The 19,478-nt window shown below is 47.8% G+C and carries 9 protein-coding genes and 2 pseudogenes; 9 read left to right on the top strand and 2 right to left on the bottom strand.

The genetic code is table 11. From position 1 onward, the window contains the following. Positions 1-9: 9 nt before the first annotated feature. Both Q0C11_RS07845 and Q0C11_RS07840 read right to left on the bottom strand, forming a co-directional pair. Positions 10-1,008: a cupredoxin domain-containing protein gene (locus Q0C11_RS07845; protein ID WP_293007006.1), complete on the bottom strand. Its 999-nt coding sequence runs from the start codon at positions 1,006-1,008 to the stop codon at positions 10-12. Continuing rightward, complete coding sequence (locus Q0C11_RS07840) at positions 1,008-2,717, bottom strand: multicopper oxidase domain-containing protein (RefSeq protein WP_293007005.1); 1,710 nt, start codon at positions 2,715-2,717, stop codon at positions 1,008-1,010. Before Q0C11_RS07840 ends, Q0C11_RS07845 begins: the two co-directional genes overlap by 1 nt. Before the next feature lie 488 nt (positions 2,718-3,205). Between Q0C11_RS07840 and Q0C11_RS07835 the strand changes: the two genes are divergently transcribed. The 9 genes and pseudogenes from Q0C11_RS07835 to Q0C11_RS07795 all read left to right on the top strand — a co-directional run. Next, complete coding sequence (locus Q0C11_RS07835; protein ID WP_293007004.1) at positions 3,206-4,255, top strand: efflux RND transporter periplasmic adaptor subunit; 1,050 nt, start codon at positions 3,206-3,208, stop codon at positions 4,253-4,255. An 18-nt stretch (positions 4,256-4,273) separates the two neighbouring features. Then, a complete protein-coding gene (locus tag Q0C11_RS07830; RefSeq protein WP_293007003.1) occupies positions 4,274-7,432 on the top strand; it encodes an efflux RND transporter permease subunit in 3,159 nt (1,052 codons plus the stop codon). After that, positions 7,419-7,775, top strand: coding sequence for a hypothetical protein (locus Q0C11_RS07825; RefSeq protein ID WP_293007002.1), 357 nt, complete (start codon positions 7,419-7,421; stop codon positions 7,773-7,775). The genes Q0C11_RS07830 and Q0C11_RS07825 overlap by 14 nt, the downstream gene beginning before the upstream one ends. 456 nt (positions 7,776-8,231) lie before the next feature. Further along, the gene (locus Q0C11_RS07820) at positions 8,232-10,115 is read left to right on the top strand and encodes a hypothetical protein (protein WP_293007001.1); all 1,884 of its coding nucleotides are present in this window, start codon (positions 8,232-8,234) and stop codon (positions 10,113-10,115) included. 400 nt (positions 10,116-10,515) lie between these two features. Continuing rightward, a complete protein-coding gene (locus tag Q0C11_RS07815) occupies positions 10,516-16,206 on the top strand; it encodes a hypothetical protein (protein WP_293007000.1) in 5,691 nt (1,896 codons plus the stop codon). 130 nt (positions 16,207-16,336) lie between these two features. Further along, positions 16,337-17,401, top strand: coding sequence for a TIGR03032 family protein (locus Q0C11_RS07810; protein WP_293006999.1), 1,065 nt, complete (start codon positions 16,337-16,339; stop codon positions 17,399-17,401). A gap of 181 nt (positions 17,402-17,582) precedes the next feature. Next, positions 17,583-18,152: pseudogene (locus Q0C11_RS07805) on the top strand (shikimate kinase); the annotation flags it as partial. Between the two features lie 60 nt (positions 18,153-18,212). Then, positions 18,213-19,313, top strand: coding sequence for a 3-dehydroquinate synthase (aroB, locus tag Q0C11_RS07800; RefSeq protein WP_293007021.1), 1,101 nt, complete (start codon positions 18,213-18,215; stop codon positions 19,311-19,313). Continuing rightward, positions 19,306-19,478, top strand: a pseudogene (locus Q0C11_RS07795) (deoxyguanosinetriphosphate triphosphohydrolase); the annotation flags it as partial. The gene aroB and the pseudogene Q0C11_RS07795, both read left to right, overlap by 8 nt.

Genomic DNA, 19,478 nt, shown 5'->3' with positions numbered 1-19,478 from the left:
AACTACTCATCAGTCACTCTTTTTACGCAATGGAATTTTCTTAAATAGCGGTATGAGAAGTAATCCGATGAGTGCTCCGATCAGCATCATCCCATAAGTTTGAAAATTATCGTTTGTGAATTCAGTAATTTGCTTGACTATGGCATTTTGCTCAGCTTTGTCTGATACTTTCGGCAGGTTTTCCGCTTCGTAGGTGTCGTTGATAGTGTAAGCTGTCAAGCCCGGAATACTTGGAATGTCTTTTCCGCCTTTTCCCACCACTAATTGCGCTTTCATGCCTTTTTCCATGTGATGAGAAATATCGCAATGTACCAGGTAGGTGTCATCGGCGCCCGGCACGATAATCGTGCCGGATACGGTTTTGGGGCCGGTGACTTCCAGATGGAACATGCCATATTTATAGAGATATTTAGGGAGGCCGTGCATCATAAATTGATGGCGGACACTATCCTCGTTAATAAAATGCCAGGTAACTTTCGAGCAGGGTTTCACGTGCCACTGTTGCTGATCGAATGCGAAAGCAGTGCCAGGGAATTTTGCAGAATACTTTCTGCCGGCACGTACCGTAATCTCAACTTCTTCCGAAATGCTTTGACAGCTGCTGGGTAGTTTGTCCAGATTTTGTCCCATGATCATGGTGCCTTCGTGATCCATGATGTGGTCATCGTGATCCATGTGGTGATGGTGATGGAGATCACCATGTTCCGTAGCGTGGGTATCGGTATCATGAGTACTGTGATCAATGTCGTGTTCATGACCATGATCGTCGGCGGCACCATGCTCAGCTGCATGACCGGTCTGTTTGCTCATGCTATGACCGCTGTGATCATGCTCGTCCTGCTGCATGCTATGACCGCTGTGGTCGTCATGCGCATCATGATCCATGTCATGACCGCTATGGTCAGGCTGATCGTGCTCACTAGGTTTATCTTGCTGTTGTGCAATCGCATAGGCATTGAAAACAAGGATGCCAGCAAGCAAGAGAATAATTGTTGTAGTCTTAGCCATTATTGGTTACTCCCTTTGGAGCTTTTTAGACGTGCAAACGTTGCTGTGGTGCTTTGCTTAATTTGCCTCCATTTGGCGAAAATTAAATAGATCAGAAGCCCTGCCAATAAACCGTAGAGTACATCGAGCAACGAGGTTTTTGTTGCCGCGTCAAGTCCTGTTTGTCCGGCAGGTGATCCCAGGCTTGCCCATTCATCGAGATCCTGCCAGATGGGAAGTCTGCCTTCGAAGTATTCCTTAGTGAAATATTTATTCAGATCAATGCCAAAATGACTCACCTTCGGCATGCCGTCTTTACCCAAATAGGATGTATAGACAATTGAGCTCATGCTACCGCCCTCGGCCATGCCATCCGTGGTAATTCCTTTTTCCCGGTGATCATGAATCAGCCAGTCACCTTCGCCGTAGCTGTGCTTGCCATCATTGACAGTCTCCAGCTTTAGGTCAATACGTTGTGCTGGAGCTATATCAAACACGTCACGCATGATCTGAGCCATTGGATTGTGCTCTACACCGTCATAATGCGTGATCGTGGCATGGTGGCCGTGTGTATGGATGGCAATTTGCTCGCCGCCACTGTTTAGCAGGCGCAGTTTGATTTTTTGATCCGGCTCGACAATGATGAGCGATTCCCTGAGCGTATAAGGAAATGACAAGCCATTCAGAGTAAAATAATCTTCGGTTGAATCGGTAATGTCATAACGCCGGTTCATATCACGCGCAATGAGTCTGGGGTCGTTATGTTTCTGAATGATCTCCCCTAACTGCTTATCCATTGCATGATAGTGCAGGTCATATTCCTGATCGAATTGCTCACGCACGGCAACGGAGGGATGCCGTACATGACCCGCACCGATATTTAAGGTTTGCAGCCAGTTATTCGGTTTGTTTTCTTCCACGATAATCATCCCGGCCAGTCCCATCGCCAAATGCGTATGCGTTTGCACGTGACAGTGGTAAAACATGGTACCCGGTTGGCGTGCCTGGAATTCATAGACGCGACGTTCGCCAGGCATCAGTTCTACTTCGCTGGTCTGCGGCACACCGTCTTGACCACCATGATCACCATGCGAGAATGGGTGATCAACGCCGTGCAGGTGAAGGCTATGCGGAAAATAGTGCGTGTTTTCTACTACGATTTGCACGATATCACCGACTTCAACGCGAATGACCGGTGAAGGGAGTCTCAACAGCGGATTGGCGCGGATGCTCTCAAAATTCTCAGTCGACATGCCGCTGGCCTTGGGGGAAAAAACCCATGCGCCGGGTTGAATGCCGGGGGCAATATCAAAGGTTGGAAGCACTCCTGGGAAATCTGGCGTTTTGCCGTTTAGCTCCATGATTTCCAGTTTAATGATAATCCGGTCAGGGTCGCCATCGCCGTCCAGATCATCGGTTTTAATGATGGCATCGGGTGAAAGCCCCGTTTTCATCAAGGTATCCATCGAGATATTATTGGTTCCCTTGACCGCCGCTACGATCCACGCGGGGTTATCCGGACTGCAACCTGGGGATGCTTCAATTTTGACGCCTTCAATTTCCTGGGCTTCGCGCCATGCGGCAGAAATGATTGGATCGCACATGGGCTCACTGGTCAGCGCAGCTGGATCAACTTTTACCGTTTCAGGTAACTTTAAGGATGCCTGAGCATTGACTGCTACCGATATCATGCAGAAAGTCAATATGGCAATAAAAATATGGATAGGCATATTAATGCACCTTTAATTTTCTAGTATTAAAAATAAATATGGCTGATCGAATCATGCAGCATTGAGTAATTGGCACCAGTTTCAATAGTCAGGATCAATCTGATAAAACAGATCCGTCGGTGCAAACACTCCACTGTGTATCTGTAGGCAGGTAAAATAATATAATGAGGAATATCTTATCTTCATCTATGCAATACTTCTACATTGTCCGTCAAGCTATCATCACAGTCATTATACAGAACCCTATTATGCTTTTGTGGTTTTTCCATAATTGATGGATGCTAAATTTATAACTTATTGAGCAAATTGTTCGAGTGACGATTCCTATTTTTTTGATATTTCTGAATCATTTTTGTTTCTTGCCTGCTATGCAGATAGTTTCACAACAATTTGTTAAAAAAGGGAGGATTCATTTTCTTTACAATGGGCTAGCGTGCTTTATGTTGCTGGGCTGTGGGAGCAATGAGCCAGCTCAACCAATAGTCGAAATGAATCCAGCCATTGCGGTGACATTTATGGTTGCTGAACCAGTCAATATGCCCATGAGTCTTGAAACGATTGCGCAAACTGAAGGTGCGAAAGAGATTGAAGTTCGCCCGCGTGTCGGCGGAATTATACTTCAGCGCTTGTATAATGAGGGGGCGGCGGTTGAGGCCGGACAGCCGTTATTCTTAATTGATCCTGAGCCTTTTCAAAATGCCTTGAACGAGACCAGAGCAGTGTTGCTCGAACAGGAAGTTCGGGTGTTGCGTGCCCGAAGCGACGAGAATCGTCAACGGCAATTGCTGGCTGAAAATTTTGTCAGTCAGCGCGCTCATGAATTGACCACAACGGACTTGGCGATAGAAGAAGCCGCCCTGCAGGCTGCAAAAGTTCGTGTGCAACAAGCACAACTTAATCTTTCCTATACTACGGTTAAAGCCCCTGTTGGTGGTGTGACCGGGCGTTCGCAATTTTCCGAAGGGGCGTTGGTGTCTGCCAATAGCAGCCTACTGACAACGTTGGCGCAATTGTCTCCGATATGGGTGCGGTTTAGCTTTTCTGATAACGAAGTGGCCAGATTTGGCGGACATTTGAACGAAAAAAATGTGCGTAGTGTGCGGATGATTCTTCCGGATGGATCTGAATATCAACAAGAAGGCAAGATCAATTTTGCCGCCAGTAAAATTGACCCCTTGTTAGGAACACAGCAATTACGTGCTACTTTTGACAATATTGATCAGCGTATATTGCCTGGTCAATTTGTACGGGTCCGGGTTATCGCCGGGGAATCCGAGATTGTGTTCAGGGTTCCGCAGGTTGCGGTTTTGAGCTCGGATTTTGGTCGCTTCGTTTACGTGATCGATGAGCAGAATACGGTTACACAGCGCCCTGTTACCGCAGGTGATTGGATCGGCAAGGATTGGATTATTCTGGATGGATTAAACAGGGGGGACCGGGTGGTCGTGGATAATCTCATTAAACTGTCACCCGGTAAAATTGTCGAGCCCCAATTACGGGATGCGGTATCTTCGTCGTCTGACAATGTACCATCTTAATAATCAGTAATCCAACTTATGGCTAGATTTTTCATTGAGCGGCCGATTTTTGCATCGGTTTTGTCGATAATTATTGTGCTTGCAGGATTGGCGGCTGCCATGCAATTGCCGATCGAGCAGTATCCGAGGATTACGCCACCGACGGTGATTGTGACCGCGAACTTCCCTGGCGCCAGTGCAGAAACCGTTATTAAAACAGTAGCTGCACCGATTGAAGAGAAGCTCAGCGCCATTGAAGGATTGCTGTACTTTAATTCCAGCGCTGATTCGAGCGGGCGCCTGACGATTACCGTCACGTTTGAGATTGGTACCGATATCGATCGTGCTACCTTCAATGTCAGCAATGAAGTGAATACTGCATTGGCACGTCTGCCCGATGAAGTCAGGCGCACCGGTATTACTATCCAGAAACGCACCAATGATTTGTTGTTGGTTTTTGCGGTGACATCCCAGGATCCTCAGCACACAGCGCTATTCCTAAGCAACTTTATCACCAACAATATTCTGGATGACGTGAGGCGTGCGCCGGGCGTTGGCGAAGCCAGAATTTTTGGTGCCCAGGACTATTCCATGCGAATCTGGTTGAGAACAGATCGGATGGCGCAGTTGGGCATTACAACCAATGATGTCGCCAGCGCCATCCGCGCGCAAAATACGCAACCGGCCGTTGGGAAAATAGGACAGGAACCCGCGTTGGCCGACCAGCAATTGGTTTATACCGTAACTGCAAAAGGCCGGTTATTAGAACCCGAACAATTTGAAAATATTATCTTGCGTTCGGATGGGGCGCGCGGCGTGCTTTATCTAAAAGATGTTGCGCGGATTGAACTGGGTGCGCAAGACTATGCGACCCGGACTTTACTGAATGGACAGCCCGGTTTGGGCATTGGTGTTTTTTTACGTTCTGGTGCTAACGCACTGGATACGGCCGCGGCGGTTAAAACCAAGATGGATGAACTGAAACATTATTTCCCTGAAGGGGTACAGTACGTTGTTTCGTACGATATCAGCGTGTTTGTTAAGGCCTCCATCTGGGAGGTGGTGAAAACTCTGGCAGAGGCCATGCTGCTGGTCGTTCTGGTGGTTTATCTGTTTCTGCAAAGCTGGCGTGCCACGCTGGTACCCATCATCGCCATTCCGATTTCCTTAATTGGCACATTTGCCGGACTCTGGTTGTTAGGTTATTCGATTAATACCTTGACACTCTTTGCGATGGTGCTGTCGGTCGGCATTGTGGTCGATGATGCGATTGTGGTGCTGGAAAATATCGAGCGGTTAATGACGCAGGAGAAGCTAACGCCAATTGATGCGGCGATCAAAGCGATGCAACAGGTATCCAGTGCCGTGGTAGCGATGACTATGGTTCTGGTGGCGGTTTTTATTCCGGTTGCATTCCTGGGGGGCATAGCCGGGGAGTTGTATCGACAGTTTGCTGTAACGGTGGCGGTGGCGGGTGTTATTTCCGGAATTGTGGCCTTGACGTTAACGCCCACTTTGTGCGCGGTTTTACTTCGACCGGCACATCGTCAATCGGTTTTTTTTACCTGGTTCAACAAACATTTTGAGCAAGTGCGCAGATTTTATGTCGGCATGGTGGGCTTGAGTCTGCGCCACTCGATCAGATGCGTACTGATCTTTGCGTTGGTGATTGTGGGATTGATGTTTCTGGTGAAGCATATTCCGGAGAGCTTGGTTCCTGCGGAAGATCAAGGTTTCGTGATTGCAGCTGTAATTTTGCCGGATAGTGCTACGCTGGCAAGAACCGTGCAGACTGCTGATGCCGTTGTTGCTGAGCTGATGAGCAAGGAGCCTGCGGTGATTTTTCAGTTTGCAGTAAATGGGCTGGATTTTATTGGTGGCGGGAACAAAACGAATGTGTCGACAATATTTCTGCGTTTGAAAGATTGGTCGGAACGCACGGTCAGCGCGGAAGAAACGGTCAAGAAGATATTTCAAATAGGTGCCGAGCAGCCGGATGGTCTGGCGATTGCTTTTAATCCACCGGCAATACGGGGATTGGGCAGTACCGGCGGATTTGAATTATTTGTGCAGAGCCGTGGGGGCTCAGATACTGCGCAGTTATCCGTGGTTGTGAATGAATTCATGCAGGCGTTGAGGGAAGAGCCAAGGCTGGCCACAGTGAATTCATTTTTGCGTTCGTCGGTACCGCAATATTTTGTCGAAGTGGATGAAGCTAAAGCCATCGCGCAAGGTGTCGCTATCGGGGATATTTATGACACGCTGCAAAGCACCATGGGGACATTCTATGTGAATGATTTTAATCGCTTTGGACGGACGTATCGCGTGCAATTGCAGGCCGAGGCCGCGTTTCGTATGAAAGCGGAGGACTTGGGGAAAGTTTACGTGCGCGCGGAATCCGGTTCGATGGTGCCCTTGTCAGCCTTGAACACAGTAAAAGACATCGTCGGTGCGGAACAACTGGAGCGATTCAATGGTCTGCTGGCGGCGAAAATCATGGGGAGCGGCGCCAGCGGCGTCAGTTCCGGCGAAGCCATTGCGCTGGTCGAACACATTGCGGCTGAAACCTTGCCGGAAGGATATCAAATTGCCTGGACCGGCGCCGCATTTCAGGAAAAAAGACTAGGATCGGCAGCAATCTTTGCTTTCAGTCTTGCGGTCGTGATGGTTTTCTTGATTCTGGCCGCGCAGTTTGAAACCTGGGCATTGCCTGTGGCCGTCATTATGGCGATTCCCTTTGCGATGTTGGGTGCATTGGTGGCGATTTTGCTGCGCGGTATGCCGAATGACATTTATTTTCAAATCGGCATGGTGACGTTGATCGGGTTGACGGCGAAGAATGCGATTCTATTGGTTGAGTTCGCCAGTCAGAGAATGAAGCAGGGTGTGGATGCTACACAGGCAGCGATTCAATCCGCGCAACTGCGCTTTCGCCCGATCGTAATGACTTCGATGGCGTTTATACTGGGCGTGGTTCCGTTGGTAATCGCCACCGGCGCCGGCTCGGCAGCGCGGCAATCGATGGGAACCGGTGTTTTTGGCGGCATGATCATGGCGACCACTGTCGCTACGATTTTTGTTCCGCTATTCTTTTCCTGGTTTGTACGCAAACACGAACCTAAGCAAACTGAGACTCAACCAAGCATAACGCACAAGCCGCAACTATCGGACAAGCCTGAAAAGGATGCTCGGGATTGACGGGTTAAGTGTCAAAGCTCCTCCAGTAATAAGGATAGTCACACACGAAATTGGCGCATTGCCATTTCTTCTCGGTATTATTGGTAAGCATATGAGTTATATAAATTTATCTAGCCTGTATGGCAGCAATGGTTTTCGTTTAGATGGCCCGACAACATCTGAATTAAGGAATCTTTCGCTCAGCAGTGCAGGGGACTTGAATGGGGATGGTTTGAATGATTTTATTGTTGGCGATTTTCTTACAGCTGATAGTGTGATGAAAGCAAGCATTGTTGCCAGGATAATCAATGACGCGATTCCTTGTCAAAATCAGATCCAACATGCCTACTCCAGACACAATTAAATTTACACTACCCATCATTTTTTCAACCTAAACTGAGCTTTTGCCTATCTTCAATACGTTCTTTCATAGGCTTGCAGACAACACTTTAAGTGCTACTTAAGTTGCTGAAAGAACTATTGAAAGAAAAGCAATTGCCCCGTATTTACAGGTAAATATTTTTGTGCCACAGTGCTATGTCCAGTGAAATATTTCTTTAAAAGTTAATTTAAATTAAAGGGATTATGGCTATGGAGTGGAATACTCTGATAGTTAATCAGCACTGCCATTGGTTCGCTAAATTTATAGTGAAAATGATAAAGAAGAATTTTTTAGTTTATGGGCTAGCTGCAACACCTTGTTATTTGGAATCAATAAAATGTCGATGCAATACCTAGTAAAAAATTTAGTGAGCCCTTGAAGAAAAAAATCGGTTTCAACCAATTATAATTTTTAGATTTTTTCTAAGGAGCATTGATCATGACAATTAACCATATTAATTTATCCAGTCTCGATGGCAGCAATGGGTTTCGCCTGCCTGAGGGACGAATGGTCACGGCAGCGGGAGATATCAATGGCGATGGTTTTGGCGATTTTACTACCGGGACTTACGTGGTATTTGGTACAACTTCGGGGTTTGATAGAGAGTTGGATCTCAACAGTCTCGATGGTAGCAACGGCTTTGCCCTAATTGATTATTATGGGGCATTCGGAAGTCAGGCGGGAGATATCAATGGCGATGGTTTTGATGACTTGTTTGTCAGCATTCGTGGTGACTCTGGTGAACTCAAATATGTTGTGTTTGGCAAAGCAGCTGGTTTTAATCCAGCAATGACCGTAGATGATCTGAATAATAGCGCTAATGGTTTCCGTGTGATCAATGCTAGTACAGGATTGCTTCAACAGAATACTACTTCGGCCATTAGTGCAGGGGATGTCAATGGTGATGGCTATGATGATCTATTTGTTGGGCAATATATTTTTAGGGGCGACGGATATGGTTACTACGCTAATTCCAGTAATCTTTATGTAGTGTTTGGTAAGCCAACAAGTTTTGGTGCAGCGCTGGATCTAACTAATCTTGATGGTAGCAATGGATTTAGTATGAAAGCGGCAGATAACGATGGATCGGGAAGGTCGATCAGTAATGCGGGGGATATTAATGGTGACGGGTTTGATGATTTGATTATGGGTGCTCCAGGCGCTGGTCACAATTACGTAGTGTTTGGTAAGGCCTCTGGATTTGATGCCACGATGGATTTAACCAGTCTCAACGGCAGCAATGGTTTTATCTTGGATGGCGTGGGGCCGAGATCGGTAGTAAGTGATGCGGGGGATGTGAACGGGGATGGTTTTGATGATGTGATAATTGGGGATCAATTTTCTAGTCTGGGCAGCGATAGATCCGGGTCCAGCTATGTTGTGTTTGGCAAGGCTTCCGGCTTTGACGCCACGATGGATTTAACCAGTCTCGATGGCAATAATGGCTTCCGCCTGGATGGTGAAGCGGCAGGCGATAGTTTGGGTCTTTCAGTCAGTAATGCAGGAGATGTGAATGGTGATGGTTTTGATGATGTGATTGTCAGCGCTCCCACAGCGGCTGTGAATGGCTTTTCATCGGGTTCCAGTTATGTGATCTTTGGCAAGGCTTCGGGTTTTGATGCTGTGATTAATTTATCCGAACTCGATAGTAACGCCGGTGTTCGATTGGATGGAGTTGGTCGAAATTCTTCCGGCTATACGGTCAGCGGTGCAGGTGACATTAATGGCGATGGTTTTGATGACTTGAATGTTAGGGATCGTCCTTTCACCGCTGAATACAATTACGTGATCTTCGGCAGAAGTGACTTTACCAATGAAGTCGATTTTCCTGGTACGGCGGGAGACGATAATTTTACCGGCACCTCAGCGGCTGAAAGATTTGATGGTGGCGCGGGAAATGACCGCATGATCGGCCGAGGCGGCGCAGATTCGTTCGATGGCGGTGTTGGCAATGATTACATTCGTATAAGCGATGCAAGTTTCCAGCTTGTCGATGGCGGTTCGGGAACCGACATTCTGGGATTGGCCGGCAGTGGTTTTAATCTGGATTTGAGTACCGTGCAGGGCAAGATTCACGGTATTGAGACCATCAGTTTATATGGTCTCGGGGACAATACATTAACTTTGACTGCAGCTGAAGTATTGAACCTGTCGGACGAGACGAATACCCTGAAGATAAAGGGCAACACGGGAGATAGCGTAGTTGGGCTGAGCAACGGTTGGGTTGATGGCGGTATTCATGGCAATTTTCATACCTATACGCAGGATGAGGCAGTGCTGTTAATTGGCATTCATGTGGCGACGGATTTTCCGGTGATTTAACGAGTCGTTTAAGAAAACAATCCGCACTGCCGTCCGGTGTTAGAAACGGGTCAGAAAGCTTGTGTTTTCTGCCCCGTTTTTGCATGGAAACTGCTTGCATTAAATGCATTTTCAACAATCTTTCCGCAATATTTCAAGTGCTGTTCGGTCTCTTGCAGAACCTATGCATGCTGTCAGATTATCTGAATTTACATTCAAGTATTTTTGTGTCACAGTGCCTAATCTTGTCAAGATATTCTTTAAAGCTAATTTAAATTAACAACTTGCGGTGTGCATGGTGGAATTCTGCTGGTGCGCAACAACACAATCATCAAATCACCCGGTTCAGGGCCAAGATGACGGTGAATTAATTCAGTAGTGATGGATGACCTGCAAATCTCTTCTTATTTTGGAGGCAAAAATGGCAATAACAACCAGTATCAATTTAGCTGATCTTGATGGCAGCAATGGTTTTCGTCTGGATATGGAGGCAGGAAGTTCCTTACGTTCGGTCAGTAATGCGGGCGATGTGAATGGCGATGGTTTTGCTGATGTGATGGTCAGCCTTGATAGGGCTTCCGTTTACGTGGTGTTTGGTGAATCAACGGGTTTTGATGCGACGATGCATTTAACCGATCTTGACGGCATTGATGGTTTTCGCTTGTGGGGAGGGGGCCGATTCGCAGAAATCAGTGACGCAGGGGATGTGGATGGGGATGGTTTTGATGATGTGATCTTTAGTTCAAGCAGCAAAGGTACCAATGTAGTGTTTGGCAAAGCTGGGGGATTTGGGGCGGCGATGAATGTGTCCACACTTGATGGCAGTAATGGTTTTCATCTGGATGGAGTAATACGCACTGTGAGCAATGCGGGGGACGTCAACGGCGATGGTTTTGATGATGTAATCCTGGGTAATAGTGATGCTGATCTGAACGGTTCCATTTTCGATGACGAAGGCTCCAATTATGTGGTATTTGGCAAGGCTGCGGGATTTGATGCGGCGATGGATGTATCCAGCCTTGATGGTAGTAATGGTTTTCGTCTTAATGGAGGATTCAGGAGAGATGAGGCAGGTGCTTCGGTCAGCGCTGCGGGAGATGTGAACGGCGATGGTTTTGATGATGTAATCATTGGTGCTCCTGGTGCTAATCAGTATGGCTCCAGCTATGTGGTATTTGGTAGGGCTGTGGGATTTGATGCAGTGATGAATTTATCTGCTGTAAACGGCAGCAACGGTTTTCGTCTGGATATGAACGAGCCTGGGAGTTCATCTGTGAGTAATGCGGGAGATGTTAACGGGGATGGTTTCGATGATGTGATTGTCGGGTTTCGCGTGGTGTTTGGTAAAGCATCCGGATTCGGAAACAGGATGAATCTATCCGATCTTGATGGTAGTAATGGTTTTAGTTTGGATGAAAGTAGCAAGCTCAACCCTGCAGGGGATGTGAATGGAGATGGTTTTGATGATTTGATGGTCGCGGATCGATACGGCAGCAGTTATGTGGCATTCGGTAAGGCATCGGGATTTGATGCTACGGTCAATCTGATACCCCTGAACGGTTCAGTTAGCTTTGTCAGTGGCGCGGGAGACGTGAATGGGGATGGCCTTGATGATTTGATGGCCGGTACTGCCAAATTTGGTTATGTGGTATTCAGCAGTAGTGATTTTACCGGCTCGGCAGCATATCTTGGTACGCCTGGCGATGATGTCCGTACGGGTACGCCGACCGCCGAAATTTTTTATGCAAGCGATGGCGATGACACACTGATCGGCGGTGGGGGTGCGGATACGATTCGTGGGGGGGATGGTAACGACACCATCCGGGTGTCCGATCTGGATTTTTTGCGGGTTGACGGCGGTGGCAGAGGCAATTTTGATCCGGAGAACGTGGAGAATGACACGCTGGCTCTGGATGGCAGTGGAATAAATCTGGATCTGACGGTTGTGGGTGACAAGATTGCCGGCATTGAAATTATTGACTTAAGCGGTACCGGGGATAATACATTAACACTGACGGCGGCAGATATGCTCGATCTACCGAGAAACGCCAATAATACTCTGATGGTCAAGGGTAATGCCGGCGATCAGGTTGTCTTGGACAGTGGCTGGGTGGATCGCGGTTTTCAGGGTGAATTTCATATGTTTTCCACTCAGGATGAAGCGGTGTTGATGGTTGCGGATGCTGTGAGTACGGATTTTGTAAATGGCGGTCACATGAACTTGTCCGATTTGAATGGGAACAATGGTTTTCGCTTGGATGGTACAGCAACGTATGGTTATTCAGGTAGGTCTGTTAGTAGTGCGGGGGATGTCAATGGAGACGGTTTTGATGACGTGATTATCGGACCTGGTTACGTGGTATTCGGCAAGGCATCCGGATTTGATGCGGCGATGAATCTGTCTACTCTTGATGGCAGTAATGGTTTTCGCCTGAGTGGAGCAAGCTCTGTGAGCAATGCGGGTGACGTGAATGGCGATGGTTTTGGTGATGTGATTGTCGGCGCTTCCTTTGCTGATCCGAATGGGAGTGATTCTGGTTCCAGTTACGTGGTATTTGGAAAGGCGTCCGGATTTGGTGCCGCGATGGATTTATCCAGCCTTGATGGCAACAACGGTTTCCGCCTGGATGGTGAAGCAGCGCATGATGAATCAGGCCGCTCTGTGAGCAGTGCAGGGGATGTCAATGGCGATGGTTTTGATGATGTGATTATTGGAGCTCCTCGTGCTGATTCGGACGGTTCCGATTTCGATAAGGGCTCCAGCTACGTGGTATTTGGCAAGGCATCCGGATTTGATGCGGCGATGAATCTGTCCACACTTGATGGCAGTGATGGTTTTCGTTTAGATGGAGAATTAAGTAATCGGTCAGGTTCTTCAGTCAGCAGTGCTGGAGATGTGAACGGCGATGGTTTTGATGATGTGATTATTGGAGCTCCTGGCGCTTATGGTTCCAGTTACGTGGTATTCGGCAAGGCGACGGAATTCGATGCAACGATGAATCTATCGGAACTTGACGGCAGCAACGGTTTTCGCATGAAGGGGGGAGCGTACGATATTTTAGCTGGATCGGTCAGCAATGCCGGAGATGTCAACGGGGATGGGTTTGACGATTTGATTATTAGCACCCAGGGAATTCGGGTAGGTGATTATTATTATGGTTATAGCTACACTCGCGGGGGCAGTTACGTAGTATTCGGCAAAGCGTCAGGTTTTGATGCGGTGATGGATTTATCCAGTCTTGATGGCAGTAATGGTTTTCGCTTGAATGAGGAAAGAGATTATTCGGGTGTATCGGTCAGTGGCGCGGGCGATGTGAATGGGGACGGGTTCGATGATTTGATTATCGCTGACCCTGATGAACAGGACCGCACCATTGGTATTGCTGGCTCCAGCTCCAGCTACGTGATGTTTGGCAAGGCTTCAGGATTCGATGCGGTAGCGGATTTATCCGATCTTGAAGGTGACGAAGGCTTCCGGCTGGATGGGATGGCGAAAAAAGGTATCCTGGTTACATCGGTCAGTGGCGCCGGGGATGTGAATGGCGATGGCTTCGATGATTTGATTGCCGGTGCGCCCGGTGCTGATTTGAATGGCAAAAATTCAGGTTCCAGCTACGTGATCTTTGGCCGCAGTGACTTTATCGGCGGACCTGATTTCCTGGGCACGTCCGGGGATGATGTCTTCACCGGCACTCCCGCTGCGGAGAGTTTTGTAACGTTTGATGGCGACGACCGGATGATCGGTGGAGGCGGGGCGGACTCGTTCGCAGGCGGAGCGGGGGATGATGTCATGCAGATCGCGGATGCGGGCTTTGTGTTTGTCGATGGCGGCACCGGTTTCGATACCCTGGAATTGGCTGGCGGCGGTTTTGATCTGAATCTATCCAGTGCCGGAGACAAGATGCAGAGTATCGAAGTCATTGACATGACAGGTAATGGAGATCATAAGCTGATCCTGTCGATGCAGGATGTGCTGAATCTGTCGGATGAGACCAATACCCTGAGAATAAAAGGCGATGCCGGGGATAGCGTGGCCGGACTTGGCAGCGGTTGGGTGGATGGCGGTATCCAAGGTGATGTTCGTACTTACATTCACTTTCAACATGAAGCCGTGTTGCAGATCGATGTGGCTGTGAGCACGGATTTTGTGGAAGATAATGCTATTAGTTTATTCAGCCTCAACGGTAGCAACGGTTTTCGTCTGGATGGGGTGGCGAGATATGATTATTCAGGTCATTCCGTCAGTGACGCGGGGGACGTCAACGGCGATGGGTTTGATGATGTGATTATTGGTGCCCGTTCTGCTGATCCTAATGGTAATGGATCCGGTTCCAGCTACGTGGTGTTTGGCAAAGCATCCGGATTTGATGCCACGATGGATTTATCCGGCCTGGATGGCAGTAATGGTTTCCGCTTGGATGGGGGGGCGAAGTATGATTATTCAGGTTATTCCGTTAGCAGCGCGGGGGATGTGAATGGCGACGGTTTTGATGATGTCATAATTGGTGCTCGTGGCGCGAGTGTTTTCTCCGGTTCCAGTTACGTGGTATTCGGCAAGGCATCCGGATTTGATGCGGCGATGGATTTATCCAGTCTCGATGGAGCTAACGGTTTTCGCCTGGATGGTGAAGCAGCGTATGATGATTCAGGCCACTCAGTCAGCAATGCGGGAGATGTGAACGGTGATGGTTTTGATGATGTGATTATTGGCGCCCGTTCTGCTGATCCAAATGGTAATGGATCCGGTTCCAGCTACGTGGTATTTGGCAAAGCATTCGGTTTTGCTGCGGTGACGAATCTATCCAGTCTTGACGGTGATGATGGTTTCCGCCTGAATGGTAGTGCAAGATATGATTTTTCAGGTTATTCCGTCAGTCGTGCGGGGGATGTCAACGGTGATGGCTTTGATGATGTAATTATTGGTGTTCCTGGTGCAAATTCGAATGGTAATGATTCCGGTTCCAGCTACGTGTTATTTGGCAAGGCATCCGGATTTGATGCGGCGATGAATTTATCCAGTCTGGATGGAGCTAACGGTTTTCGCCTGGATGGTGAATCAGCGTATGATGACTCAGGCCACTCTGTGAGCAGTGCGGGAGACGTCAACGGGGATGGCTTTGATGATTTGATTATTGATGTTCGTGGCTCCGACTCCAACCACAGCTACGTGTTATTTGGCAAGGCGTCCGGATTTAATGCCACGATGGATTTATCCGGTCTTGACGGCAGTAATGGCTTCCGCCTGAATGATAGTAGTGGTTATACAACAGGTCATTCCGTCAGTAGTGCAGGGGATATCAATGGAGACGGTTTTGATGATGTGATTATTGGTGCTCTTGGCTCCGGTTCTTATTACGGCTATGTAGTATTTGGGCGCGCATCCGGTTTTGATGCGGTGATGAATCTATCCGGTCTTGGCGGTAGTAACGGTTTTCGCCTGAATGGCGGTGACGGTTATTCTGCAATTCCTTCCGTCAGCAGTGCGGGGGACGTCAACGGAGACGGTTTTGATGATTTGATTGTCGGCGTTGAGCGAGCCGATCCGAACGGAGATGTTTCCGGTTCCAGCTACATCATATTTGGCAGAAGCGACTTTACTGGCGACGGGGTTGATTTTTTCGGTACGTCTGGCGATGATATTTTAACTGGCACCTCCGCTGCAGAAAGTTTTGTGGGAGGTGGCGGCAACGACCGCATGATCGGCCGTGGCGGTGCGGATTCGTTCGATGGCGGTGCGGGTAACGATTACATTCGCATATCGGATGATAACTTTCAGTTTGTTGACGGCGGTTCAAGTACCGATACGCTGGGATTGTCTGGTAGTGGACTCAATCTGGATCTGCCCAGCGTAGTCGATAAAATTCATGGCATCGAGACCATTGCTTTATATGGTACGGGTGACAACATGCTGACCTTGACCGCGCAGGATGTCATTGATCTATCGGGTGAGACGAATACGCTGAAAATCAAAGGCAATGCAGGAGATAGTGTGGTTGGGCTGAACAGCGGTTGGACGGATGGCGGTATTCATGGCAATTTCCATACTTATACGCAAGGGGATGCGGTGGTATTGGTCGGCGTGAATGTGGCGACGGATTTTCCGGTGATTTGACTGCTCATTCATTATGTATAAAGTGCGCTTTTTTCTTTGCATCGATTGCTTAAAAATAGATTTTTAACGACTCGTTAATCTCAACAAAATTGATTTTCTCAAATTATAATTTAAACGTCTCAGGATAAAAATGGATACTAACGAGGCTGCTGCCGCACCCGCTCCGACTCCGATGCTGGAAATCAGTACTTCCCGGCAAATGTTGTCCTGGTTGGCCGAGCAAAAATTATCAATTGCTTTGACTACCTATCAGGTTGGTAAGCTGTATTTTATTGGCTTAAAGCCTGACAACGGGCTTTCGGTATTTGAACGTAGTTTTAACCGTTGCATGGGTTTGTGCGCGACGCCGAATGGTTTGTACATGAGCAGTTTGTATCAGGTGTGGCGGTTTGAAAATGTATTTGAGGTCGGGCAGCAGCAGGATGGTTTTGATCGGTTGTATGTGCCGCAGATGGGCTATACCACGGGTGATCTGGATATTCACGACATGGCGGTGGATAGTGATGGCCACTTGGTGTTCGTCAATACGTTGTTTGGTTGTTTGGCGACATTGAGCGAAACGCATAGTTTTAAGCCGCTCTGGCAGCCTTTTTTTATCAGTAAATTGGCAGCAGAAGATCGTTGTCATTTGAATGGTCTGGCGATGAGAGATGGGCAACCGGCGTATGTGACTGCGGTCGGCCAATGTGATGTGGCCGATGGTTGGCGTGAACATCGGACTAAGGGCGGTATTGTTATCGACGTGCCGCGCAATGAAGTTGTCTGCAGTGGATTATCAATGCCGCATTCGCCACGCTGGCACAATGGCAGATTGTGGTTGCTTAATTCCGGCACGGGGGAATTCGGTTATGTCGATTTGGAATCAGGGCGATTTGAACCGTTGTGCTTTTGCCCAGGTTATATGCGCGGTTTGAGTTTTCATGGAGATTTTGCTTTGGTGGGTTTGTCCAAGCCACGTGAGAACAAGACGTTCAGCGGCTTGGCGTTGGATGACAATCTTAAATCGCGCAATGTGGAAGCGCGTTGCGGCGTTCAAATAATCGATTTGCGCAGTGGAGACATCGTCCACTGGTTACGCATCGAAGGCGTGGTTGAGGAGTTGTATGATGTGGTTACCTTGCCCCGTGTGCGCCGTCCGATGGCATTGGGCTTTAAGACGGATGAGATTCGCCGGGTATTGAGTGTTGAGACTTAGATTTTAGAAAACTGAGCAAAGTTGCCTTCGGCATGTGATATTACTAAGGCAATGAGATGATTTGCTTCACCAGTTCTGGAGAAGATTCAGGTTCATAGCGCCTGATGTCAATGCATGTTGCTAGCCACAAAATACTGTTTGTCCTGTTTGTAACTTGCCTGCTAGCGGCTTGCTTCGTGCAATGTGTGGGTTTTCAGCTACAATTGCAGGTATGAATTCGAGTAAAACAAAAATGCTGCAACCCATTCAGAAAAAATTGGGAGATACCAATATAATTTTAGTGGGGATGATGGGTGCTGGGAAAACGACGATTGGTAAGGTATTGTCGAATTCTCTATGCAAGATCTTTGTTGACTCCGATCACGAGATTCAAAAGCGAACGGGCGTAAAGATTCCGGTGATTTTTGAAATCGAAGGGGAGGCTGGTTTTCGTAAGCGTGAATCGGAAGTTTTGGCTGGATTGTCAGAGCAGAGAAATATCATTCTGGCTACTGGCGGGGGTGCAATATTGAGCGCAGAGAACCGCCGGTTATTGCGACAAAGTGGAATTGTCATCTATTTGCGTGCATCGGTTAATGATTTATATCGACGCACCCGCCATGATAAAAATAGACCATTGCTGCAAACGACTGAAAACTTATATGCACGATTGAATGAACTCTATGTGCAACGGGATGCGCTGTATCGTGAAACCGCTCATGTCATCATTGATAGCGGCAAACAAGGGGTTCGTTTTCTGGTACAAAAACTGATAAACAGATTAATCTCTATAGATTTCAATACAATCATGCAGAACAATCGTGGAAATGCCATGCAGACCATCGCGGTCGATTTTACCCCTTCATCGGAGAAGCGCAGTTATCCGATACATATAGGTTATGGAATTTTGCAACAAGTTGACTTGATCGTTTCCTGTTTGCCGCAAAAACGGGTAGCTATCGTAAGTAATACAACCATAGCCCCTTTTTACCTGAATAAGCTACGTGCCGCATTGGAAGAAAAAGGCGTTAGCTCCGTTCCGATTATTCTTCCAGATGGTGAAGCTCACAAAAACTGGGAAACTTTAAATTTGATTTTTGATGCGCTGCTGGAAAATCATTGCGAGCGAAATACTACGATATTGGCACTGGGTGGGGGGGTAATCGGTGATCTGTCCGGTTTTGCTGCGGCAACTTATCTGCGCGGTGTGCCCTTTATTCAGATACCGACAACATTGCTGGCGCAGGTGGATTCTTCCGTGGGCGGGAAAACCGGGATCAATCACCCATCGGGCAAAAATATGATCGGTGCTTTTTATCAGCCACGTATGGTATTGGCTGATAGCGCAACCTTAAATACCCTGCCTATTAGAGAGTTACGTGCCGGACTCGCCGAGATCATTAAATACGGTTTGATTCGCGACCCCGCTTTTTTTGAATGGCTGGAGCAAAATATGCATCGCTTGCTTGCGCGTGATCCGGTGATATTGAATGAAGCCATTCAACGCAGCTGCGAAAACAAAGCGGAAATAGTGGCTGCAGATGAGAAGGAAAAGGGAATCAGGGCGTTGCTGAATTTGGGCCATACCTTTGGCCATGCGATTGAAAATGGAATGGGATATGGTGTTTGGTTGCATGGTGAAGCCGTGGCAGCAGGAACTGTGATGGCAGCTGAATTATCACGCCGCATGAAACTAATTAGCGAAGCTGATGTTCACCGTATCCGAAAAATTTTGTTACAGGCAGAATTGCCAGTTATTGCGCCTAAAATGCCAGCGGAGAAATATTTGCAACTAATGACTTTGGATAAAAAAGTGGAAGCTGGTAAATCACGCTTTATCGTGCTTAATCGGATAGGTGAAGCGGTGATGAGAGCGGATATAGCGCCGGCAATATTAAATGAGACGATTCTGGCATGTATGTCAAATGAATGAACTCGCTGTTTATGCTGTGTCTTGTGAAAATTCTCGAGGGCGTGAGATTGATGAGGAATTACCATCCGGTCGCAGTGAATTTCAGCGCGATCGGGATCGCATCATCCATTCTGCAGCCTTTCGTCGGCTGGAATATAAAACCCAGGTATTTGTTAACCATGAAGG

The organism is Nitrosomonas sp., assembly GCF_022842015.1.
Lineage (GTDB): Bacteria > Pseudomonadota > Gammaproteobacteria > Burkholderiales > Nitrosomonadaceae > Nitrosomonas.
This window is presented reverse-complemented; position numbering and strand designations above follow the sequence as displayed.